The following is a 22,238-nucleotide window of genomic DNA, read 5'->3' on the forward strand; positions in this document are numbered from 1 at the left end:
CCTGTCATTGATGTGAAGCACGATCATGACCCCTTCTCTTGCGTTAACAGCAGAAGCAGCCGATCCATGTCTTCGTCGGACAACTCGCCCAGATCTCGCTCCATGTCGCCGGAAGTCAGCAAATCGTCGATTTGCGATCGTTCTTCGTTGCTCTGCCTCTCCCGGGCATCCAGCAGGATGCCATGCAATTTCGATGCGGCCTGGCGGGTAGTCATCCCTTCCAAAAACTGAACAATCGGCAAAGATACTTGGAATTGCTGTTCGATCGCATGCTTCAGCTGCAGCGCCATTATGGAATCCATCCCGAGCATGACCAGCGGTCGATCCAGGGACAAGTCGGACGCGGGAATTATCTTCAGCATGCTGGCGAACATGCCCTGCAAGTGCTCCTCGAGCAGTGGCAGCGTTTCCATTCTATCGCGTACGGCTTGAAGGATATGCTGAACTGAGGAAGCGTGTCTAGAGCTTTCACTCGCCCGGTCCGTTTGCGAATCGGGCACCGCTCCAATCGTTCCTCTCTCCAACGCCTCCGGATCGTCGATCCACAGCCTTCTCTTCTCCCAAGGATAGGTCGGTATGGCAATGCATTGTCCCCGGCTGCCGATGGCATTCCAGTCCAGATCCGCCCCATACCGGTATAACCTAGCCGCAGCCTCCGGCATGCATGCTCCGTCATCGCCCCTGCGCATCGAGAATGCCGCCAGCTTGACTTCTCCATCCTGACCGCATTCTTCTACATGCTGTGTGAGGACCGGATGAGGGCCGAGCTCTACAAAGGCATCGTATCCGTCCAGCATGGCCGCATGCAGCGCGTCCGCAAATCGAACAGGCTTGCGCATATTGTCAGACCAATGCTCCGCCCCCAGCCTCAGCCCATTCTCCATCCGCCCCGTCACCGTCGAATAGATGCGCAAGCGGGCCAGTCGGTGGCGAACCTGGCCAAGCTCGGTTTGAAGACGATCGCATAACGGCTCCATGAAGTGGCTGTGAAAGGCAAACGAGCTTGAAAGGAGATGGGTTTTAACCGTATCGGGCAGGTTCCTCAGCAAGCGCTCCACTTCATGTGCTTCTCCGGCCAGGACAACGGATGAGGGCCCGTTCACCGCCGCTATCCCTACGCCCGGATATTCGCCGAGGCGCTGCTCGATATCGGCAAGCGGCATGCGTATGGAGACCATGGCACCTTGTCCCTTGGTCGATTGCATGAGCGTGCCGCGCCAATATACGATACGCATCGCATCTTCCAAGGTGAGCACGCCCGCCGCGTAGTGCGCGGAAATTTCTCCAAGACTGTGCCCGATGACCGCCTTCGGTTCAATTCCCCAGCTTCTCCATAGAGCGAGAAGGGACGCTTGAACGGCAAAGACGAGCGGCTGAGCCGCATCGGTGCGATCCGCCCAAGCATCGTCAGCTCCGCGGTGAAGTTCGTCCCACAACGACCATCCGGCATACTTGCTCCATATCGCATCGCATTCCAGGAATGTTCGTGTAAATGCGTTATCCCCGGATAAGTATTGCAGTCCCATTCCGTTCCATTGATTGCCTTGGCCGGAGAAGACGAACACAAGATTGGACGGATCGGCGCTCGCGCAAGTCGAAGTAAGTCTCTCCAACCCAAGAGCGAGCTCCTCGCGATTGCTCCCGAGAACGGCTGCGCGCCAGGCACGGTGCGTACGTCTCTGCTGCGCCGTGTAGCAAATATCGTCCAACGAAGCATCAGCGCGCTCCTGCAGGTATCGTTGCATGTCGGCAGCAAGACGCGTCAGGGAGCCGTGGCTATTGGCGGACAAAGGAAGAATATGTAATGAAGGAGGTGCCTGCTGCGATGTCTGCGCCGGCGGCATCAACGAAGTTGCATACTGCTGCAGCACCACGTGAGCATTCGTTCCGCCGAAGCCGAATGAGCTCACCCCGGCCACCGAACGTCTGCTTCCTGACGACCAGCTTACCGGATCCCGCACGATCTGGAGCGGAAGATCGCGAAGCGGGATGTATGGATTGATCTCTTCCAGGTTCAAGTTCGGAACCCATTCCCGGTAGTGCAGGCAAAGCACGGTCTTGATGAAGCCGGCAATGCCGGCAGCCGCCTCCAGATGACCGATGTTGGTCTTGACCGAACCGATGTAGCACTTGCTCGCAGCGGAGCGATTCCTAGACAGCACCCGCCCGATCGCCTGAACTTCGATCGGATCTCCCAAAGCGGTTCCCGTCCCGTGCGCTTCGATATAGTCGATCTCCTCTCCGGATAAGCCCGCGATGCGGTACGCGTCCTGCAGCACCTCTTCCTGGGCCTGACCATTGGGTGCAGTTAAGCCGTTGCTTAAGCCGTCCTGATTGACGGCACTCCCCCTGATCACGGCGTATATGCGATCACGGTCGCGAAGGGCAGCAGCCAGCGGCTTCAAGATGACCGCGCCGGCTCCTTCTCCCCGTACGTAACCGTCAGCGCGCGAATCGAACGTTTTGCACCTGCCGTCTGCCGAGAGCATTCCCGCTTCGCGGAAAGCTTTGCTGATGGCCGGATTCAATATCACGTTCACCCCGCCCGCGATCGCCATATTCGTCTCGCCCGTTTTCAAACTTTGGCAAGCCAGATGAACCGCGACGAGAGAGGAGGAGCAGGCTGTATCCACGGCCATGCTTGGGCCCCGCAAGTTCCATATATACGAAATTCGATTGGCGGCAATGCAATTGGAATTTCCCGTCACCGTATAAATGCCGCTTCGCTCGTAATCGGACAGCTTGCCGCAGCCGTAATCGTTGCTGGAAATGCCGACGAACACGCCCGTCCTCGAGCCGTTCATCGCTTCGTTCGTCAATCCCGCATCCTCGAGCGCCTCCCATACCACTTCCAACAGCATACGCTGCTGCGGATCCATCTGCTCCGCCTCGCGGGGAGATAAGTGGAAGGCTTCATTATCGAACAGGTCGATTTCTTCAACGATACCGGCACGGTGCATACCGTCCTGCGCGAACCGTGACGAGCGCAGCTCGGGCATCTCCGTTATGCAATTTTCTCCGCTGCGGAGATGATGCCAATATTCGTCGATGCTGCTCGATTTGGGAAATCGGCAGCCCATACCGATGACAGCAATCGCGTCCTCTTGCTCGGCTCCGCAGTCATCTCGTGCTGCATGCCCATCCTCCCCTCCGAACGCAAAATGCCGAGCCACGGCTTGGATGGAAGGATAGTCCCAGAACAGGGTTGGATCAACGGAACGCTTAACGAACGATTCCAATTCACCGGATAAAGACACCAATTCCTTCGAGTCAAGGCCATATCGGGAAAATGGAAATTCGGCCTTGATTTCATGTTGCGATATTTGCTTCAGCGCGCTGATTTGCTGCACGAACCAATTACATATGTCCTTGTAACGCTTGTCCTGTCCCTTGTCCATTTAATCCACCCCACACGAATAAACTTCCGTTCAGATACATCTCTTTGCACTTGCGGCGCTGAATCTTGTTACTGGTCGTTTTCGGGAGATTCAAAGGCTTGACGAGCTTGACATCATAGGCATATAGCTGGAGCTGTTCGGCAATGGCTTCGCGAATTCGATGAGCAATCCCGCTGCAGCAAGCTTCCCAATCGAGTTGCTGGCGCTGCACGGCATGCTTGAATTCCCGGTTCATTTCGCATACTACGACAAGTTCCTCTCCGCCCTGCACCTCTATCGAAAATGCGGCCAGACTCGCCCCGTTAATATCCGGATGGCAGCTGGCGGCAATCTCCTCGATATCCTGAGGATAATAGTTCTGTCCCCGAATGATGATCAAGTCTTTCAGCCGTCCGGCTATGTATAATTCGCCACCGTGAACAAAGCCGAGATCACCGGTACGCAAGAACGGACCTTCCTCCGAATCCAACAAATAAGCCGCAAATGTCGCTTTGCTCTCGACCGGGGCATCCCAATAGCCTTGGGCGACGCTTTCTCCCTTAATCCATATTTCGCCGATTTCGCCCGCCTCACATTCGAGCTGGGTGGACGGGTCTACGATTTTAATCTGATGATCCGAAAAAATCGAACCGCAGCCGACCTGGGCACGCGCCGCATCCCCGTGGGCTTTGACTGGGGCGACATTGTTCTGCTGGAGCGCCTTATCGTCCAGATAGAGCAGCTTCTTTTGCGCCTCTTTGGCCGCAACGGTCACGCACAGCGTCGCCTCGGCCAGGCCGTAGCTAGGCAGCAGCGATTCATCGCGGAAGCCGCATACGCGGAAGCTATCGCAAAACTCGCGGATCGTTTCTGCCCGAACCGGTTCGGAGCCGTTGAAGGCGATCGCCCAAGGACTCAGATTCAGTTCTTGTTTATCTTCATCCGCTATTTTTTGGACGCATAGTCGGTAGGCAAAGTCGGGGGCTCCACTGAAGGTAGCTCGATATTTCGTGATCGTCCGCAGCCATCGAATCGGTTTCTGGATGAAATCCATAGGCGACATCAGATAACAGCTTCCGCCATTGTATACGTTTTGCAGCACCTTCCCGATGAGCCCCATATCATGGTACATCGGCAGCCAAGACACCATAATCGTGTCATTTGAATGATAGAATCGTTTCTTCATGATTTCTAAATTGTGGAGTAAATTGCGATGGCTTACCATTACGCCCTTCGGAGTGTTGGTAGATCCGGACGTATATTGAAGGAAAGCGATATGGTCGATCGGGATCGTTTGTGCCCGATAGGTAAATTCATCGTCACGCTGCAGAATATCGTCAAGCTGAATGGAGTAGGCACTTCTCATCTTCTCTGGAAGCTTCATGGAATCAAGGGGAGATTGCGTAATAAGCAGGGCAGGCTTGGCGTTCTCATAGATCGCTGTGACTCGTTGCCCATTGCGCGACTTGCTGGGAGGAAAGGCTGGCACCGGCAAAGCGCCTGCCTGCAAGCATCCGAAAAAAGCAATGATATAGTCGATCCCGCTCGGCAGCAGGATCATGATTCTCTCGCCGGACAAGTTCAGAAATTGAAAATACGCGGCAAGCTTCTGGGAACGGAGGCGCAGCTCATGATAGGTGCAGCTTTCACTCTCGAATTCCCCGTTTTTCAAATAAATAAACGCTTTGCGATCGGGATAGTGATATGCCGTATAATCTAGCATTTCTAACAAATTTTTATACATCCTCGACTTCCTTTCTCATTCGGAAAATTACACACAAAAAAGAAGACAGGCGTGTTATACATAGCGACATCAACGGCTATTATTGTCTATGTTTACAACAAGAAGAGTATGTAAGTTGAGTTTTGGCCGGTAAGGGGTCAAAAAACGAGTTCAGTGGTTCTTTCATATCATCCAGAAACGGCTGTAAAAGCGTGGCATGATGAATGCGATCGTTATCCAAGACCATGACGATTTGACCCGTCGGATAGGAGCAACTCCCTGTAAGCGAACTGGTGCGCCAATTTCTTGGAAAAGAAGGTAATACTCCTGTTGCGTATGCGACCGTTTTGACACTTCGGTGTAGTAATTGAGGGCGGGGTCCATTTAAAATGAAAATGCAAAGATGCAAAGCCTGTTAACGTTCAATACATGCGGAATTTTTTTCTTTTGAATATGGTTTTTTTGCTTATTCGACAAACAGGTGCGAAATCAATTTCCATAGTTTATAATATTGAGTTCAATTTATATAATTCACCTTAAAATACCACTATATATTTTTGGTGTCAATACTTCAAAAATCATGTGTGTTATTCGTCTGTGATAATGTCACCCTATAACTGTTCTGAGATAATGTCACTATGGGACAGGAGATAATGACATTGAAGAATGCCGCGACAAAGAAAATTCTGGTTGTGGAAAAGTATTGAGCTGAGAACACATAGTGGTCGATATCATGCTCGCTGAGATTGAGATTGTTCCTGAAGAGAGATTTGAGCAAGGTTCTCCATCCGCTGATGGATTGGGGGAATTCGGTCAGAAAAGGCTGCATTCAGCGCCTGCACTCCTGTTCTCTATGAAGTTTAGGAAAAACAACTAATATCATCTTACTATAGAAAGCTTATTTTTCAACATTTTTCCACATTCTCATGCAAAAAATAGCGTGCATCGCGCTGCACGCCATCCAGCCGCCATAACGAAAAGAATCGGCTAACTTCTTAGGACGCCCCATATGGTACAATTTCTTGTAAAACGCATGACCGAAAGGAGGTCATTCGGTGAGCGCAACGAAAATAGTAGCGGAAACGGCGAATGGACTTTTTTTATTAAAGCAAGAGGTCAATCAAGAAAGCAATTGGCGTTCAGATCATTGTTATAAATTTATTTATTCCGTAAATGGAACGATGACCTATCAAACGAATAGAAGCCAGATATCGCTTGATGAGCAGCAATTTATAGTATTTAATCCACATGATGAACACAAACAATTATCTTTGGAGAACACAAAGTTTCTAATTGAAATAGAACCGTCTTTTTTAAACCGGGCAGCCAGAGCGATATCGTCTCTTCATTTTGATGTTCAATTTGCTTCCTGTACACAAAGACACCCTTCGTTAACAAAATGGGTTCAGTTTGTTACGGACTATGTGCAACTTGAAGAAAACGGAAGTTCGGAAGCAATGGAACTTTTTTTGGAACATAGTTTCAGTCAATTAGCTTTGGTTTTGGTAAAAAACGCTATCGGGACTCAATCACGCGACATCAACTTACATGCTTATAAAACGATTCATCCACAACTCTATAAAACGATCCAGGCCATGAAAGAAAATTATCAGCACCCATGGACGTTAGATGAAATGGCGGATATTTCATACTTCAGTAAATTTCAATTTGCTCATTATTTTAAGGAAATTGTCGGGATATCTCCATACTCATGGTTACAAATTTATCGAGTCATTCGCAGCCAAGACATGCTGATAAACACAAATAAAACCGTATTAAAGATCGCCATCGAATGCGGTTTTTCTTCTGTTTCCGTTTACAATCAGCTGTTTCAACGATTATACGGCATAACCCCCCGATCTTTTCGAACAATGGCTCGTAAATAAACGCCTGAACCGAGAATCATCATCATGCCGCATCCCAAAAATAAAATATGGGTGGATACAAACGAAGAAATGAATCCGAATACCCCAAGTGAAATTACATTTGAAAAATATAATAGAAATGCATTGAAACTGAAGCCGAGACCTAATTGGTCTGTGGGCAAATAGCGCTGTAACAAGTACACCCGTGACAAACCAGATATGGGCAAACCAATTGCCGCTGCCAACACGCCTATAAAATAGAATGGGAAATGATATGCAAATCCTAAAAGAAAAATACCTGTTCCCCAAATCAAGGAGCCAAATAGATAAATTTTCAAACTTAACTTCTTCCATAATAACGGAATCATTACATTGACCGCGATAACAGCAGCACCGTACCATCCCAGGAGAATACTATACGGTGACCATAAATAAAGTGCGGATAGTATACTGGTTCTTTGCCCAAATCGTAAATTTTTGAATAGAAATCAAGATATCCTTCATTTTCTTTGGCTTGACATTTGTTTGTTTTTCTGAAAATTGGATGTGATAAATGAATAACGCGCTTAGCAGATACGTAAGTGCATCAAATGTAAAAAAATGAATAATACCGATTGTATTTATAAATCCGGCGCTTACAATGGGACCTAATACCGTAACCCCTCTTGTAAACGTATCAAGTAAGCTATTAACAGGCGTTCTTTCTTCTTCTGTCGTAATCATGGGCAACATTGCCCGATGAGCAGGGTTAAAGAAACAGCCCAGACATTGAATCATAAAGCTGATTACAATTAAATGCTAATAGGTTAACATTCCAAATTGATCACAGATGACAAGGGAGACCATCAGAGGTCCCCTAATCAGTTCAATCGCTATCAATAATCTTTTTTTGTTCACCCAATCCGCAATCACGCCTCCAATTAATCCGAAAAAAAGATACGGCACTACTTGTGAAAAGGCAACACCCGTCGTATAAATACTTGATTCCGTCAGTTCATACGCTAAAAACAAGAAAGCCAGCCCCGAAATCACATTGCCTAAATTAGAAGCCCCTGCTCCCAGCAAGTAAAGTAGAACATTCCTGTTAGTCTTTATCACTTTTACGTACATATCGTTCACCTCATGTCCATCGTACGATGGGAGTGAGGTGTTTTTCTGTTGAGAAATTGCTGGCTTTGATAGCAAGATTATATGATTCGTCAATTCTCTTATTCTTCGGCCCGATTGCGGTACCGCTTGTAAGCGAGCGCCAGACAGAGAACGTGAAGGACGACGCCCCAAGCGATGCTTCCTGTCGTCCCCCACGGCTCCGTAAGGGGAAATCCGGCTGCGGGCTCCGCCGTAAACAGATGCGCGACCCAATAGGTCGGCAGCCAGCCGAATGCGGGCCACCAGGAGGCCGGGAGCACGTATGCAAGCACCGGGAGGAAGACCGCGATCCCGCCCAGCTTGGACAGCGCCAAGCCTTCCACCTTGTTGGAGGCGCAGCCGGTCAGGAACAGAGCCATCAGCGGAACCTCCAACATCAGCATTGGCATCGCGCCCAGGACGGCCGCCGGGCTTAACGGCATCCACCCGATGCTGACAGCCGCAAGCGCGAGATACAGGCCGGCTAGCGCCAGCGGAACAACCATGCGGCGGACCAAATAACCGCTCTTCCGGAGCGGAGTCGCCGCATAATAGTGCAGCACCCGCTCGTCCCGCTCATCCAGCATGAGCAGACCGGCCATGACGCCGATAACGAGCGGAATAAGAAGCAGGCCGATACCGGATAGGATGCCGGCATGCTCCATCAGATGAATCCCGGCCCGCCGTTCGAGCAGCGCGGCGGTCCACGGGACGCCATAGGCCATCGCCGCGATCAGCAGGGCCGGGGCCGTCACGATGAACAGCATCATCGGGTCGCGGCCCATATGCAGCAGGTCATAGCGAAGAAATTGCATCGTTCGACTCATCGTGTACCTCCTTCGTTCAGCTAACGGTGCCGGAATAATTGAAGCGATCGGAAGGCCCATGCATACGCCGCGCCGATCCAGACGATAAGGCAGGCGGCCCCGAGGAGCAGCTCCCCGTCCGGCACAGGCCGGAAGGCCGACTGAAGCAGCAGCAGCGAGCCCGCTGCCGGCAGGGCACGGAGCAAGTTCCCTCCGTACAAGCCAAGAACCTCCGCGACAGGCAGCGTGAAGAAGACGCACAAAGGAACGGAGCAGAAGAAGAACCCGTTCATCGTGCGGCAGCGGGCGGCCAGCCCCAGGCCGACCAGCGTAAAAAATGCGGAGGTCAGCGCCACCCCGATCAGGAACCAGCCCAGCCCCCGATGGAAGCCGAAGGTGCTGATATGGATCAGGAGGCTGCTCGATAAGGACAGCAGCATAAGGGATACGGTCTTCGATCCGATATAAGCGGACGGTGAATGCGGCGTCACGAATAACGCTTCGTGAATATCCTGCCCTTTCTCCAGCAGTACAAGACCGCCGATGAAGAAGAAGCCGAGCATGCTCGGGTCGGAGAAGGTCAGGAGCAGGTTCGCCGTCGCCCTGTATCCGGCCGGCAGCTGATGAAGCAGGACGATATAGACCGTGCTCACGAGCGCATACGCGGTGTAGAACTGGTGGCGCACTTGCAGCCGGATATCGCCTGCCAGCGCATGGCGGAAGCGGCGGACGGCACGCCGGAGAGGAGTTATCCCCCGGTGCGGTACGACAGGCTGATTCATGTCAAAGCCCTCCCGGTCACTTCTATGAATAACTGATCAAGGGACGCTTCCTGCGTGTGCATCGTCTCTATGGCTCCGATCCGCAGCAGCCTCAGAAATTCCGCATTGCCCTCCAGACCGGCCAGCCCGAACTCCGCCCGCTTCCCTGCTCCCGCCTCCCGATACTCGACCCGGACCGTGCGCTTCCCGGCTCTCACCTTCAAGGCGCGGGGGGAATCGATGAGGCGAACCTCGCCGTCGACGATGAAGGCGACCCGATCGCAGAGCTCTTCCGCCGCGGTCATATTATGCGTCGTAATAATGATCGTCTTGCCCGCGGCTTTCTGCTCCAGGATGAGCTCCTTCACCAGAGCCGCATTGACCGGATCGAGCCCGGACGTCGGTTCGTCCAGGAAGAGAAGGCGGGGACGATGCAGCAGGGCGCGGCATAAATTGAGCCGCATCTTCATTCCCTTCGAATACTGTCCGACCTTCATGCCGGCATAGCTGTCAAGCCTGACCCGCGCCAGCATGCGCATCGGATCCTCGGTCTCCACGTCATAGAGCGAGGCGAACAGCCGCAGATTCTCCAAGGCAGTGAACCGGCTATAGAAGTTCGGGAACTCAAATGCGACCCCGATGCGATTGTAATAATCCCGGCCGTGCTGTCTCAGGGGCCGCCCCATAACCCGCACTGTCCCTTCATATTGGGGCAGCGTGCCGATCAGCACTTTTTGCGTCGTGCTCTTGCCTGCTCCCGAGGGGCCGAGAAAGCCGAAAATCTCTCCCTGGGCAATCTCAAAGTCAATCCCCTTCAACGTATAATCAGCCTGGCCCGGATATTGGTACCGAAGCCCCTTCACTTCAATCATCCGTTCTCCCTCCGATCCGCCTCAATAATTAGCCCTTCGGCCATTAACTCGATCAGGAGCTCCATCGTCTGTTCATAATGAGCTTCGCCGATCCGCTTCTTTTGCAGCGAGAACAGGACGAATGACCGGATCAGGCTGACCATCGCGTCAGGCGAACCGTTCCGCATCCAGCCTTGCCGCTGCCCCTCGGCCAGAAAGGGGTACAGCTCGTCGTAATCGTCTCCGTAATGCCGCTCCAGGGTCTCGGGAGGCAGCTTGCGGAAGAGCGATTCCACCAGTTCCTCGTCATACAGCTGCTGCAAGAACGCATTCTCTTCCAGCATACGCAGCGACTCACGCAGAAAACGGCGGAACCGTTCCCGGGTCATCGGCGAATCTGTCTGCAGATAGGCAGCAGACAAATACCGGCGGACAGCCTGCTCTTCTTCCTCCAGCAACTCGAAATACAGTTCTTCCTTGGACGGGTAGAACAAATAAAACGTGCCCTGTGCCACGCCGACGGCTGTGGTCAGATCGGCGACGCTCGTCTTTTTCAAGCCGAACACCGTGAACAACTGCTTCCCTTTGTCCTTCAGGTCCTGTCTAATTTTTTCTTTCTCCTGCTTACTGAAGCGCGGCATGACGATCTCTCCTCGTGAATATATGAATATTTTTATTTTATATTCATAATTAAACGGCAATTCCTTCCTCTTGTCAACCCGGCCGATTCACTCGCTTCATCTGCATCATCATCGAGCACGGCCGATTTCCATCTGCCGTCCCCTCTATATTCAAGCATCTGCTGCCTGAATCATAGGTCTCCGTTCCGGGTAATTCAGAGTAAGATGTGCCGTTCGATGCGGCAGCGGCGACATTTTTTTTGGAGAAAGGCAAAAAAATTGAAGAAACATGTAACTTTTTCTGCTTATCTTCGTTATAAACTAGTAGTAAAGGAGGTTGTCGGTTCAATGCAAGCTACTCTTCGTACATTGGGCATGATTATGTTAATAGGAGCTCTGGTGGCGTCGATCAGCCTTCCGGCATCGGCGGCCAAGAAGGAGGACCAGTCCCGGGCTGTGAAGCTCACACCCGAACCCGTCAGCGTTCTGGTCGTCGACAAGGACGACGAACCGATAACAGAGAACGGACTTCTGATCGACAGCAAAACCTATGTGCCCATCATGGATATCAGTGAAGCGTTCCAGTTCAAGGTCCGGTGGGAAGCCATCAGCCACACCGTATATATCGATGGCCCCGAGGATAATATCGCCTGGAACTCGCTTACCAATAAGATGAAAGTCAACGGCAAGGACACGAAGCTGACCACGCTTCCCAAAGTGATCAAAGGCAAGACCTATGTGCCGATTCAGCTGCTGCACGACGTATTTCTGTTCGACTTCACCTGGGAAGGCAAGTCAAGAACCGTTACGCTCTGGTATGAACCGCAGCCTTATTATTCCGAATAATCCGTATGCCGCCGACAGCAGGACGGCGGACGCAGAACAGGACCGGACTCTTCCGGTCCTGTTTTTTTGGCGTGCTCTTCCTGACATGAACCGAAAGACCCGCTTCTGCCGCCGCTCCAGGCCGGGAATCAGCGCTTTCCATGACATTCTTCATGAAAATTTATCGCAAATGGGAATAAATAGAGACGAGTTGGCATGTTTATAGAATGATAGGGTATACACCGATGGCCGCATCGCTTCCGCTTCATCGTCTTGCCGCTGGCCAGGTGGACCACTTCATACCAAGAGAGGGGTACGCTATGCGAATGAGACGTAAATCCATGCTGGCCGTGCTGACACTATTACTCGCTGTAAGCGCTTTTTTGAGTGCCTGCGGGAGCAGCGGCCAAGACACCAACTCTTCCTCGCCTCCGGGAACGAACAACGAAAAGCCCGCAGAACCAGCACCTGGCGGCGGCAAGACCGAAGCGCCGAAAGAGCAAGTCTTCCGCTTCAATCTGCACTCCAACCCGCCGACGCTCGATCCCGGACTGTCGCAGGACACGGTAGCGCACGCCGTGCTCAACGGACTGTTCGAAGGGCTGACGCGGAGCAACGAAAACGGCGAGGCGATCCCGGGAACAGCAGAAAAATGGGAAATCTCCCCGGACGGCCTCAAGTACACCTTCCATTTGCGGAAGGACGCGAAATGGTCGAACGGCGATCCCGTGACGGCGGAAGACTTCGAGTTCTCCTGGAAGCGGGTGCTTGATCCGAAGACCGAGCCGGCGCCGCCGTACGCCTACCAGCTGTACTATATCAAGGGCGCAGAGGCATACAACACCGGACAGAGCACCGATCCGAACTCGGTAGCCATCAAGGCTGTCGATGCCAACACGCTCGAGGTCGAGCTGGAGCATTCCACTCCGTATTTTTTAAGCCTGCTTTCTTTTCAGACCTATTTCCCGGTTCATTCCTCCGTCAAAGACAATCCAAAATGGGCATCTGAGGCGAGCACCATTGTTTCGAACGGTCCGTTCAAAATCAGCGAATGGAAGCAGCAAAGCTCGCTGGAGATGGTGAAAAATGAGCATTACTACGGCAAGGATGAAATTAAATTCACCAAGGTGCAGATGTCCATGGTCGCCGATTCGGGATCGGAGCTGAACATGTACGAGACCGACCAGATTGATTATGCCGGCATGCCGACCGGACGCGTTCCGAATGAGCAAATTCCGATCTTGAAGGAAACGAAGCCGGACGAACTGGAGATCAAGGGCATTGCCTCCAGCTACTACTACTTGTTCAATAACCAACAAGAGCCGTTCAACAACGTCAACATCCGCAAAGCGCTGTCAATGGCGATCGACCGCCAGCTGATTGTCGACAAGGTGACTCTCGGCGGACAGTTGCCTGCATTCGGGATCGTTCCTCCGGGAATCGCGGGCGAGAAGGACGAATTCCGCAACGAACACAAGGACGATTATTTCACAGAAAATATAGAGGAAGCGAAGGCATTGCTGGAGAAGGGGCTCAGCGAGCTGGGACTATCCGCCATGCCTGAAATTACGCTCGCGTACAATACCGATGAGAGCCACAAAAAGGTGGCCGAGGCCGTCGCCGACATGTGGAGCAAAAATCTCGGCATCAAAGTGAAAATTGAGAATCAGGAATGGGGCGTCTTCCTGAAGAACCGGACCGCGCTCAACTATCAGATGGCCAGGGCCGGATGGACGACCGACTACAACGACCCGATGTCCTTCATCGATCTGTACATGACCGGAAGCGGCAACAACGACATTGGTTACAGCAATCCGGAATTCGACAAGCTCGTCCGGGAGGCGAAGCGAGCATTGGATAACAAGGAGCGGATGGAATTGATGGCGCAGGCGGAACGCATGCTGATCGAGCAGGATCAGGCCATTATTCCGCTGTACTACTATACGAGCGTCGGGTTGAAGAAGCCGTACCTCAAGAACGTGTTTATCGACTATCAGGGAATGCTCAACTACAGCCGGGGTTATTTCGAATAACGGCGCTGCTCGCGCTCTCCCGGTATGAAGTCCGTCCGGGATGCACTTGGCCAATTGCCGGTGCGTCCCGCTTCTTCATATCCCGTGCGGAATGAATGAACCTGACTAGGAGGAGGATGCATCCATGATTCGGTATTCCCTGACCAAGCTGTTCTATCTCATCCTATCGCTGTGGGTGCTGGCTTCCGTCACATTTTTGCTCATGAAGGCCATTCCCGGCGATCCATTTATGTCGGAAAAAGCGGTTCCACCGGAAATTCGTGCCCGTCTGATGGCCCAATATGGGCTGGATAAACCGCTGTATGAGCAATATTTCGTATACTTGTCCAACTTGGCGAAAGGCGATCTGGGGATTTCGATGAAAATGATGGACCGCGAAGTCGGCCAGACGATTCGCGATGCCTTCCCCTACTCCCTGAAGCTCGGCGTCGTCTCCATTATCGTCTCCGTCGTTATCGGCGTCAGTCTGGGCATGATTGCAGCGCTGCGGCATCGCAAGCTGCTCGACTCCGCCTCGATGGTCATCGCCGTTCTGGGCGTATCGGTCCCCAGCTTCGTGCTGGCCTCCTTCTTCCAATATATTTTCGGCGTGAAGCTGAAATGGCTGCATGTCGTCGGTCTGAACGGTCCGCTTGATTACATCATGCCGACCCTGGCGCTCTCCGCCCTGCCTATCGCCTTCATCGCGCGCCTGACGCGCTCGAACATGCTGGAAGTCTTGACGGCCGATTATATTAAGACCGCCAAGGCCAAAGGCTTATCCCGCGGCGCCATTATCCGACGGCATGTGCTGCGCAACGGCATTCTGCCCGTCGTCACCTACCTCGGTCCGCTCACGGCCAACGTCGTGACGGGATCCTTTATCATTGAACAAATTTTCGGAATCGGGGGACTCGGCAAAATATTCGTCACGAGCATCAGCAACCGCGACTACTCGCTCATTATGGGCATTACCCTATTCTACGGACTTATTCTGATGTGCGCCCGCTTCATCACCGACATCGCGTACGGATTGATCGATCCCCGCATCACTCTTGCCACGAGAAAGGAGAAGGCCGCATGACCATGTTCCATTCCTCCCCTGCCGAAGAACGCCCCCTTGCCCCGGAAGATTTCCGGAAGGCGAACGTCAGCGAACATGCGGCGGAAGCGATCGAACAGGAAAGCATATCCGCATGGCGCGACGCCTGGCTGCGGCTGCGCAGCAACCGGGTCGCCATGACGGGCCTTGTCTTCTTGCTGCTCATCATCCTCATGGCCATCATCGGTCCGGTGCTGACGCCTTACGATTACTACTCCAATAATCTGGAGAAGACGAATCTGCCGCCTTCCGCCGAGCATTGGTTCGGCACGGACGATCTCGGCCGCGACATGTTCGCCCGCACGTGGATGGGGGCCCGCATCTCGCTTACCGTCGGCTTCTCCGCCGCGGCTATCAATCTCGTCATCGGCGTCATCTACGGCGGCATTATGGGCTATATCGGCGGCCGGCTCGACGAGGTGATGAACAAAATTTCCGAAATTATTTATTCCATTCCAGATCTGCTGGTGGCGATTCTGCTCGTTGTCGTCTTCGAACCGAGCCTGGGCACGATTATTTTGGCGCTGTGCGTGACCGGCTGGATCAATATGTCCTGGATCGTGCGCGGGCAGATGATGCAGCTCAAAAACCAGGAATATGCCCTCGCTTCCCGTTCCTTGGGCTCGTCGGGCATGCGCATTCTGTTCCGGCACCTCCTGCCGAACGCCATGGGTCCGATTATCGTCACCTTGACCTTGGCGGTGCCGGCAGCCATCTTCAGCGAAGCGGTGCTGAGCTTCCTCGGGCTGGGCGTGCAATCGCCGGCCGCATCCTGGGGGACGATGATTAACGACGCGCTCAAGGCCATGATCATTCATCCTTGGCGCCTTGCCTTCCCTGCGCTGTTCATCAGCTTGATGATGCTGTGCTTCAATCTGTTCGGCGACGGGCTGCGCGATGCGCTCGATCCGAAGATGAAAAAATAAGGACAAGGAGGGTTCGCCCATGCAGCGCTTGTTAGAAGTTCAAGATCTCCATGTCTCCTTCCATGTCCGCGGCGGCGAGGTGCAAGCCGTGCGCGGCATCGGATTCCATGTCCAGCCCGGCGAGGCCGTCGCCATCGTCGGCGAATCCGGCTGCGGCAAGAGCGTGACCGCCCAAGCAATCATGCGTCTACTGCCGCATCCTCCCGCCCGCATTCATCAAGGGATAATCCGGTTCCAGGGGAAAGATCTGCTGCGCGTGAAGGAGCGGGAAATGCAATCCATTCGGGGCAAAGATATCGGGATGATCTTCCAGGATCCGATGACATCGCTCAATCCGACGATGACGATCGGCCGCCAGATTACCGAGGTGCTGACGAAGCATCAGCGCATGGCACCGCAGGAAGCCAAGCGGCGGGCCATCGAGATGCTGGAGATGGTCGGCATCCCCCACCCGGCCACGCGCTTCTCCCAATATCCGCATGAGTTCTCCGGCGGCATGAGGCAGCGGGCCATGATCGCCATTGCCTTGGCCTGCCGCCCGGCGCTGCTCATCGCAGACGAGCCGACGACGGCGCTCGACGTCACGATTCAAGCCCAGATTCTGCGCGTGCTCAAGCATCTGCAGCGGGATTTCGGAACCTCGATCATTCTGATTACACACGATCTAGGCATCGTGGCGGATCTATGCGATCGCGTCATCGTCATGTATGCGGGCCAAATCGTCGAGACCGGAACGAAGCGGGACATATTCAAGCAGCCGAAGCATCCGTATACCCGAGGGCTGCTGCGTTCCCTGCCGCGGATCGATCAGAGTAAGGATGAGCCGCTCGTGCCGATTTACGGCACGCCGCCCGATCTGGCCAAGCCGCCGGACGGCTGCCCGTTCTGGGCCCGCTGCAACGACGCGATGCGCGTCTGCCAAGAACGGCAGCCGAAATCGACTGCCATCAGCGGAACCCACAGCGCGAGCTGCTGGCTGCTGCATCCGCTGGCACGGGAGGTGGCCCGATGAGCACTGAGCCATTGCTCCGGCTCAACCGGCTGAGCAAGCATTTCCACCTTGGGCGAGGCCAGACGCTGAAGGCCGTCCATAATATCAGCTTCACCGTTCGCAGAGGAGAGACGCTCGGAATGGTAGGCGAATCGGGGTGCGGCAAATCGACGGCGGGACGGACGATCCTCCGCTTGTACGAGCCGACGGACGGGGAAGCCTGGTACGGGGGGACGAATATATACCGGCTGAAGCCGCGGCAGCTGAAGGCGTTCCGCCGCGAGATGCAGATGATCTTCCAGGACCCGTACGCATCGCTCAATCCGCGCATGACCATCATGGACATTATCGGGGAGGCGCTGGACATTCATCGTCTGGCCGATAGCCGTTCGGCGCGCAGGAAGCGGGTCGAAGAGCTGCTTCACCTGGTCGGGCTCAATCCGGATCATGCCACCCGCTATCCTCACGAGTTCTCGGGCGGCCAGCGCCAGCGCATCGGAATCGCCCGCGCGCTGGCGGTCGATCCGAAATTCATCATTTGCGATGAGCCGATCTCGGCGCTGGACGTATCGATACAAGCCCAGGTCGTCAATCTGCTGCAGGATCTGCAGAAGCGTCTCGGCCTGACCTATCTGTTCATCGCGCATGATCTGTCCATGGTCAAGCATATCAGCGATCGGGTGGCCGTCATGTACTTGGGCCAGATCGTGGAACTGGCCGACAGCGGGGCGCTGTATGCGGAGCCGCTGCACCCGTATACGCGGGCGCTCATGTCCGCCATTCCCGTCCCCGATCCCGACATCGAGGCCGGCAAGGAACGCATCGTGCTGAGCGGCGAGCTGCCGAGTCCGCTGCATCCGCCGAGCGGCTGCTCCTTCCGGACGCGATGCCCGTATGCGAACGGGACCTGTGCCGAGCGCAAGCCTGACTTCCGGGAAGCGAAGCCGGGACATTATGTCGCCTGCCATCTGGCCTGATCCGTCCGCGGGCCGTGCAGGAGACAGAGCAGAAGATACAATAGAAGATATAGTAGAAGCTACGGCAAAAGATACGCCAGGAGGCCGAACGCTATCCGTTCAGCCTCCCCTGCTGCGCGATCCGCATCATCCCGCTCCGGCTTGCGAGGCCGACTGCTCCCGCCATCATCGGCTGATACGCTTTGTTCCACGCGGCATCCAGCGGACAAGCCAATGATCGGCATTCTAGTAGAACCAGATCTCCTCCTCGCCCGCCGCGTTCATGCTTGGAGCAAATAAGAAGACAACTGAAACAGATCGCTGCAGATGAACCGGGTATGGGGAAATCTGCCCAGCTTGTTCTTCCGGTTCAGCCAGACGGTATCGATTCCGACATTCGTTGCGCCCCCCACATCGCCGCTCAAGGAATCTCCGATATGTAACACATCTTCCCGCTTTACGCCGAACTGGTCCAGAGCGCAGCGGAACATCTCCGGCCGCGGCTTGTAGGCGCGGACATCCTCGCTCGTAATGACCCCGTCCACCTGCAAATCATGCAGGCGCAGAGCCGCCTCGATATCGGCCCGATCCGTATTCGACAAAATATAGACCGGATAGGATTGGCGGGCCTGTTCCACGAACCGTCTCGCATCCTCGTACAGGTTCGGCTGCTCCCAGTTGGCGTACTGAAGCGCCAGCAGATCGTCCGGCCGGCTGAACGAATCAAAATAAATCAGCGTCTCGGCCAGGCATTCCCACGCGAGCTGGCGCTGGCTCTGGTAAGCGCTGCCGTAGCTATCGAGAAGCAGCCTGGACAAGCTCTGCCACCAGTAAGTGCCAATCTCCTGCAGGCTGCATTCCCGGCGCGAATTCACCTGGATATTGCGGAATACAATCTGCAAAATGTTCTCATCTTCCCATACCAACGTTCCATAGAAGTTAATAAAAAGGGCCTTGTACTTCGCCATGACGTCCCATCCCCTTATCCGTATGACTTCCGGCCGATGTTCCGTATGAAGGCGCCTCGCCTGTACCTGCCCGCACGTTCCGGGCCGGACTGCCTGCGCTGCACACTCCTGTCGAGAAGCGTCGAGAATACTTTCAGTATAGCAAACCTGTTTCGCAATAAGAGAGTCATTTCCTGAAAAAGGGACTTGGGGCCTCCCGGATAGGCTGACTGAACTAGGAATGCGAGGCAACTCTTCATTCAAATGCCTTGCGCCCCACCACGAAAATGAGCCGGCGCGGCAAGCAAGCGGCATGGCAAATAATGATTTTGCGCAACAAAAGGCGAAGGCGGAATCTCGATTCTATCAATCGCGCATATGGTAGAGAGGATGGCGTCAAGCAACAGCCAGCTCAACCGCGATCGCTTTTCGGGCTGGGCTGGCCGGTTCATTTTGAAATAGAGGAGGTGCAATGATGCAAATTGCGGTATGCGGATATTACGGGATGGGGAACTTCGGTGACGATTTATGCTTGCGGACGCTGCAGAAGCGGTTCGACAGGCATGCCGTCTACCCCTGGCTGCCGCAAATGAGCCCGGATGATACCGATGCCGTCATCATCGGAGGCGGAGATCTGATTACGCCGTATGCCTTCAACCCTTATTACTTCCCGGCGGCGCTGCGCAATCATCCGACCTGGGTGTACGGCGTCGGCATTGTCGATGCTTATCCGGAAGAAACCTGGCCGGAAGATCAGCTCAATCGGTACCGGGAACGGATACAGCGGGCCAAAAAGGCCGTATTCCGCGACGCCCATTCGCTCGCTATCGCTTCCCGGGCCGGATTGCACCCGTATCCGACGATGGCGCCGGACATCGCTTTCGGCTATCAAGAACCCCGCTTCCCCGTGAAGCGGTTGTCCGACAGGCCCACGATCGGCATCGTCGTATTCGCCTATTCCTCCTTCCCGTTCGAAGCAATGCTGCGGCTCTTCCTTCGGTTGTCCAGCCAAGGCTTCCATCTCGCCCTCATTCCCGTCACCAATCATCCGACTAATGCCTTCTCCGACTTCGACATGTGCAATCGGCTGTACCAAGCCATGAAGGCTCGCGATCCCCGCGCCTCCGTCGAATCGCTGCCGCTGCTCATGGAGCTGGACGTCGCCTACAGCCTCATCCAGTCCATGGATATGCTGATCTCCTACAAGCTCCATCCTTCCCTCGCCGCGCTGCGCGCCGGGAAGCCCGTGTTCGCCTTCAGCACGATGAGCAAGATCCGCAGCCTGCTCAGGCAGTTCGGCATGGAGGAATATGTCTGCTCCTATCAGGAGCCGGAAGAAGTCTATTGGCCGCGAATCGAGGACTTCCTCGAACACGGCCAGGCCAAGGCGCAAGCGGCGCTGCCCCGCATTCGCCAAGCCGAACGAGAGAGTGTGCGCCAGCTTCGCCGCCTGAAGGCGGATATAGAGCAGCAATGCCCGCAGCATCGCCGGTACTGATGGCCGTCTGAACATATTGATCGTGGAGAGGAGGAAGGAAGATGTCGTTATGGTTCGGATACGGCCGGCTTGAAAGAAAGGTTCGTCATCTGGAGGAAAAAGTGGAGGAGTTGGCTCGCGGAATAGACGAAGTAGCTTCGGGGGTCGTGCCTAACCAAGAATTAAGGCGGTTCCTGGAGTTCAAAGTGGGGACGGAGATCGTGGTCTGTACCCCAAGCGCTGCGGTGCGGGGCGTACTTCTCAGCGTAGGCTCCGGCGTGCTGCAGCTAAGGGAGACTGCCGGCGCTCGCGCGATCATTCCGTTTGCCAAAGTGACGTATGTCCAATAATCGACAAGAAGAGAGGAGACTTTCGCGATGAACTTTCGCCAACTGTTGCGGGGGTATCTCGGGACGGTGGTCGAAATCATTACCGCTCATGGCGTGACGGCGGGGACGCTGCAATCCGTCGGCAGTTCCACCCTCACCCTCAAGGTTCCGCCGATTCTGAACGGGCCTTCCGGGCAAACCGCCGCCATTCCGCTGCAATCGATCGAATTCGTCCGCATTCCTGCAGACGGATGATGACGCCGGGGCGCACGGGAACGTGCGCCCTGGCACTGCCGCTAAACGCTGTGGCCATTCCTCGGGTCCAGCGGCTGCCCGGCTCCCGGGTGCAAGGCGGTGGAGCCGCTTAACGGTGTCCTTGCACGGGGCGCTCCAGCGCGTACAGATCGTCTTCCAGAGCGGCCATCCGCTCGAGAAGCAGCTTCCTGGCATCCTGAACCGCCTGGTTATACAGATGCGGGCCTAATTCCTTGATCATAACATCAACGAGCTGCTCCGCTCCGATATCTCCAAGCTCCTCCGAGCGTTCTTCCGCAAAGTAATGCTTCACCTGCTCCATAATATGTTCCTTATGTTCTCTGGGCAGCTTAATCGGGTTCATGCCGTTCCTCCTTCATTCCCTGCGTTGAACTTGAAAAACTTGAATCAAAGCCATAGCCTGCGCGTCAGCGTTCCGGCGGATAGACCGGAGGCTGTCCCATCCGGCTCTGCTTCTCCCAAATAGACAAGTCCTGCCATCGGATTGCGCGGTGCAGCGCCCGGATAACCAGAATACTCACGTAGACGCCAAGGACGAACACCACCATATAGATCATAAGCGGGATAAATCCAAAAAATGAAATGAATCCGCTACCCATCGAACACACCTCCCTCAGCCATGATTCGGTCCTCCGCCTTCCCCGCCAGCCGCAGCCGGCAAGCATCCCTACCCCCTATCCGTTCGGATCAGGGCGCAGCAGCGGCTTCAGCTTGCGGAAATCATGCATCCCGTTCCGCACGGCAGCCAGCTCTGTTATGTGTTCCATCAACTTATGCGCTTCCTCGGACGCCAGCCGGTACTGTTCCTCCGCAATCCGTCCCAGGCGCAGCGCCTCATCCAATTCCTCTTCATCCAGCAAAAAAATCTGCCCTGACGGCAGCAGGACGACATCCAGGTACAGATCGTCATAATATGGAATTCCGCGCTCGTCCAATTCGGGAGGCTCGCAGATGTCCACATACCACTGGACCACTTCTTCCTTGTCGTTCAGCATCGTCGTCACGGAATATCGCTCCCCCTGCGGGAAATGCTGCATCCAATAATAGCCGGCATCCGCCAGTACGAGCTTTCTGCCGTCCATTTTTTTGATAAGCGGCGCACGCACGGCATGGAAATGGAGCAGCGTCACATGGCCTGAAAAATCTTCGGTTACCTGATGCATAATAGCAAAATCACGCGATTCGATCCGTTTCCAGTCACTGCGGTCAGCATGTTTTCGTTTCATGAAGTCAACCTTTCTTCTCTCCAAATACACGTTCTCCGTA

General features: G+C 54.4%; 24 protein-coding genes. 10 read left to right on the top strand and 14 right to left on the bottom strand.

Annotation, left to right across the window (positions count from 1 at the left end):
* Positions 1-23 precede the first annotated feature (23 nt).
* Together NNL35_RS22390 and NNL35_RS22395 are read right to left on the bottom strand one after the other, a co-directional pair.
* Positions 24-3,398 carry a type I polyketide synthase gene (locus NNL35_RS22390; RefSeq protein ID WP_254553740.1) on the bottom strand — a complete coding sequence of 1,125 codons (3,375 nt, stop codon included), beginning with the start codon at positions 3,396-3,398 and terminating at the stop codon, positions 24-26.
* Positions 3,358-5,100, bottom strand: a complete 1,743-nt coding sequence (locus NNL35_RS22395; protein WP_254553741.1) for a fatty acyl-AMP ligase — start codon at positions 5,098-5,100, stop codon at positions 3,358-3,360. Before NNL35_RS22395 ends, NNL35_RS22390 begins: the two co-directional genes overlap by 41 nt.
* A gap of 1,055 nt (positions 5,101-6,155) precedes the next feature.
* On the opposite strand from NNL35_RS22395, the gene NNL35_RS22400 reads away from it, so the two are divergent.
* Positions 6,156-6,986, top strand: coding sequence for a helix-turn-helix transcriptional regulator (locus NNL35_RS22400; protein WP_254553742.1), 831 nt, complete (start codon positions 6,156-6,158; stop codon positions 6,984-6,986).
* Here NNL35_RS22400 and NNL35_RS22405 read toward each other — a convergent pair.
* The 7 genes from NNL35_RS22405 to NNL35_RS22435 form a co-directional block, all read right to left on the bottom strand.
* A complete protein-coding gene (locus NNL35_RS22405; RefSeq protein ID WP_254553743.1) occupies positions 6,932-7,333 on the bottom strand; it encodes an MFS transporter in 402 nt (133 codons plus the stop codon). The two genes, NNL35_RS22400 and NNL35_RS22405, sit on opposite strands and share 55 nt — an antisense overlap.
* 46 nt (positions 7,334-7,379) lie before the next feature.
* Positions 7,380-7,742 (bottom strand): MFS transporter, encoded by a 363-nt coding sequence (locus NNL35_RS22410; RefSeq protein WP_254553744.1) that lies wholly within the window; start codon positions 7,740-7,742, stop codon positions 7,380-7,382.
* Between the two features lie 21 nt (positions 7,743-7,763).
* Positions 7,764-8,075: an MFS transporter gene (locus NNL35_RS22415; RefSeq protein WP_254553745.1), complete on the bottom strand. Its 312-nt coding sequence runs from the start codon at positions 8,073-8,075 to the stop codon at positions 7,764-7,766.
* A 98-nt stretch (positions 8,076-8,173) separates the two neighbouring features.
* Complete coding sequence (locus NNL35_RS22420) at positions 8,174-8,920, bottom strand: hypothetical protein (RefSeq protein WP_254553746.1); 747 nt, start codon at positions 8,918-8,920, stop codon at positions 8,174-8,176.
* Positions 8,921-8,940: 20 nt separating this feature from the next.
* Positions 8,941-9,681 carry a fluoroquinolone export ABC transporter permease subunit gene (locus NNL35_RS22425; protein WP_111153286.1) on the bottom strand — a complete coding sequence of 247 codons (741 nt, stop codon included), beginning with the start codon at positions 9,679-9,681 and terminating at the stop codon, positions 8,941-8,943.
* Positions 9,678-10,532 carry an ABC transporter ATP-binding protein gene (locus tag NNL35_RS22430; RefSeq protein WP_006674842.1) on the bottom strand — a complete coding sequence of 285 codons (855 nt, stop codon included), beginning with the start codon at positions 10,530-10,532 and terminating at the stop codon, positions 9,678-9,680. The genes NNL35_RS22425 and NNL35_RS22430 overlap by 4 nt, the downstream gene beginning before the upstream one ends.
* A complete protein-coding gene (locus NNL35_RS22435) occupies positions 10,529-11,152 on the bottom strand; it encodes a TetR/AcrR family transcriptional regulator (RefSeq protein ID WP_006674843.1) in 624 nt (207 codons plus the stop codon). Before NNL35_RS22435 ends, NNL35_RS22430 begins: the two co-directional genes overlap by 4 nt.
* Positions 11,153-11,479: 327 nt before the next feature.
* Between NNL35_RS22435 and NNL35_RS22440 the strand changes: the two genes are divergently transcribed.
* From NNL35_RS22440 to NNL35_RS22465, 6 genes are all read left to right on the top strand, one after another.
* Positions 11,480-11,977 carry a copper amine oxidase N-terminal domain-containing protein gene (locus NNL35_RS22440; protein WP_254553747.1) on the top strand — a complete coding sequence of 166 codons (498 nt, stop codon included), beginning with the start codon at positions 11,480-11,482 and terminating at the stop codon, positions 11,975-11,977.
* Between the two features lie 305 nt (positions 11,978-12,282).
* Positions 12,283-13,989, top strand: a complete 1,707-nt coding sequence (locus NNL35_RS22445; protein WP_040729694.1) for a peptide ABC transporter substrate-binding protein — start codon at positions 12,283-12,285, stop codon at positions 13,987-13,989.
* A gap of 124 nt (positions 13,990-14,113) precedes the next feature.
* Positions 14,114-15,052, top strand: coding sequence for an ABC transporter permease (locus NNL35_RS22450; protein ID WP_006674846.1), 939 nt, complete (start codon positions 14,114-14,116; stop codon positions 15,050-15,052).
* A complete protein-coding gene (locus tag NNL35_RS22455) occupies positions 15,049-15,996 on the top strand; it encodes an ABC transporter permease (protein ID WP_006674847.1) in 948 nt (315 codons plus the stop codon). The genes NNL35_RS22450 and NNL35_RS22455 overlap by 4 nt, the downstream gene beginning before the upstream one ends.
* A gap of 19 nt (positions 15,997-16,015) precedes the next feature.
* Positions 16,016-17,008: an ABC transporter ATP-binding protein gene (locus NNL35_RS22460; RefSeq protein WP_006674848.1), complete on the top strand. Its 993-nt coding sequence runs from the start codon at positions 16,016-16,018 to the stop codon at positions 17,006-17,008.
* Positions 17,005-17,964, top strand: a complete 960-nt coding sequence (locus NNL35_RS22465; RefSeq protein ID WP_006674849.1) for an ABC transporter ATP-binding protein — start codon at positions 17,005-17,007, stop codon at positions 17,962-17,964. The genes NNL35_RS22460 and NNL35_RS22465 overlap by 4 nt, the downstream gene beginning before the upstream one ends.
* A gap of 91 nt (positions 17,965-18,055) precedes the next feature.
* Here the strand turns inward: NNL35_RS22465 and NNL35_RS30445 are convergent, their stop codons facing one another.
* Together NNL35_RS30445 and NNL35_RS22470 are read right to left on the bottom strand one after the other, a co-directional pair.
* A complete protein-coding gene (locus tag NNL35_RS30445; RefSeq protein ID WP_274380341.1) occupies positions 18,056-18,178 on the bottom strand; it encodes a hypothetical protein in 123 nt (40 codons plus the stop codon).
* A gap of 46 nt (positions 18,179-18,224) precedes the next feature.
* Positions 18,225-18,911, bottom strand: coding sequence for an HAD family hydrolase (locus NNL35_RS22470; protein ID WP_006674850.1), 687 nt, complete (start codon positions 18,909-18,911; stop codon positions 18,225-18,227).
* Positions 18,912-19,365: 454 nt separating this feature from the next.
* On the opposite strand from NNL35_RS22470, the gene NNL35_RS22475 reads away from it, so the two are divergent.
* Genes NNL35_RS22475 through NNL35_RS22485 form a run of 3 tightly spaced genes read left to right on the top strand, consistent with a single transcriptional unit; the run spans position 19,366 to position 20,951 of the window.
* Entirely contained in the window at positions 19,366-20,388 is a 1,023-nt protein-coding gene (locus NNL35_RS22475) for a polysaccharide pyruvyl transferase family protein (protein WP_006674851.1), read from the top strand.
* 41 nt (positions 20,389-20,429) lie between these two features.
* Entirely contained in the window at positions 20,430-20,717 is a 288-nt protein-coding gene (locus NNL35_RS22480; RefSeq protein WP_006674852.1) for a hypothetical protein, read from the top strand.
* A 27-nt stretch (positions 20,718-20,744) separates the two neighbouring features.
* On the top strand, positions 20,745-20,951 hold the full coding sequence (locus NNL35_RS22485; protein WP_006674853.1) for a hypothetical protein: 207 nt from the start codon (positions 20,745-20,747) through the stop codon (positions 20,949-20,951).
* Between the two features lie 109 nt (positions 20,952-21,060).
* Here NNL35_RS22485 and NNL35_RS22490 read toward each other — a convergent pair whose 3' ends face one another.
* From NNL35_RS22490 to NNL35_RS22500, 3 genes are all read right to left on the bottom strand, one after another.
* Positions 21,061-21,315, bottom strand: coding sequence for a DUF2164 domain-containing protein (locus NNL35_RS22490; RefSeq protein ID WP_006674854.1), 255 nt, complete (start codon positions 21,313-21,315; stop codon positions 21,061-21,063).
* Positions 21,316-21,379: 64 nt separating this feature from the next.
* The gene (locus tag NNL35_RS22495) at positions 21,380-21,571 is read right to left on the bottom strand and encodes a hypothetical protein (protein WP_006674855.1); all 192 of its coding nucleotides are present in this window, start codon (positions 21,569-21,571) and stop codon (positions 21,380-21,382) included.
* Between the two features lie 75 nt (positions 21,572-21,646).
* Positions 21,647-22,198 carry a ribonuclease FAU-1 family protein gene (locus NNL35_RS22500; RefSeq protein WP_006674856.1) on the bottom strand — a complete coding sequence of 184 codons (552 nt, stop codon included), beginning with the start codon at positions 22,196-22,198 and terminating at the stop codon, positions 21,647-21,649.
* Positions 22,199-22,238 lie beyond the last annotated feature (40 nt).

It is taken from the genome of Paenibacillus dendritiformis (assembly GCF_945605565.1).
Lineage (GTDB): Bacteria > Bacillota > Bacilli > Paenibacillales > Paenibacillaceae > Paenibacillus_B > Paenibacillus_B dendritiformis_A.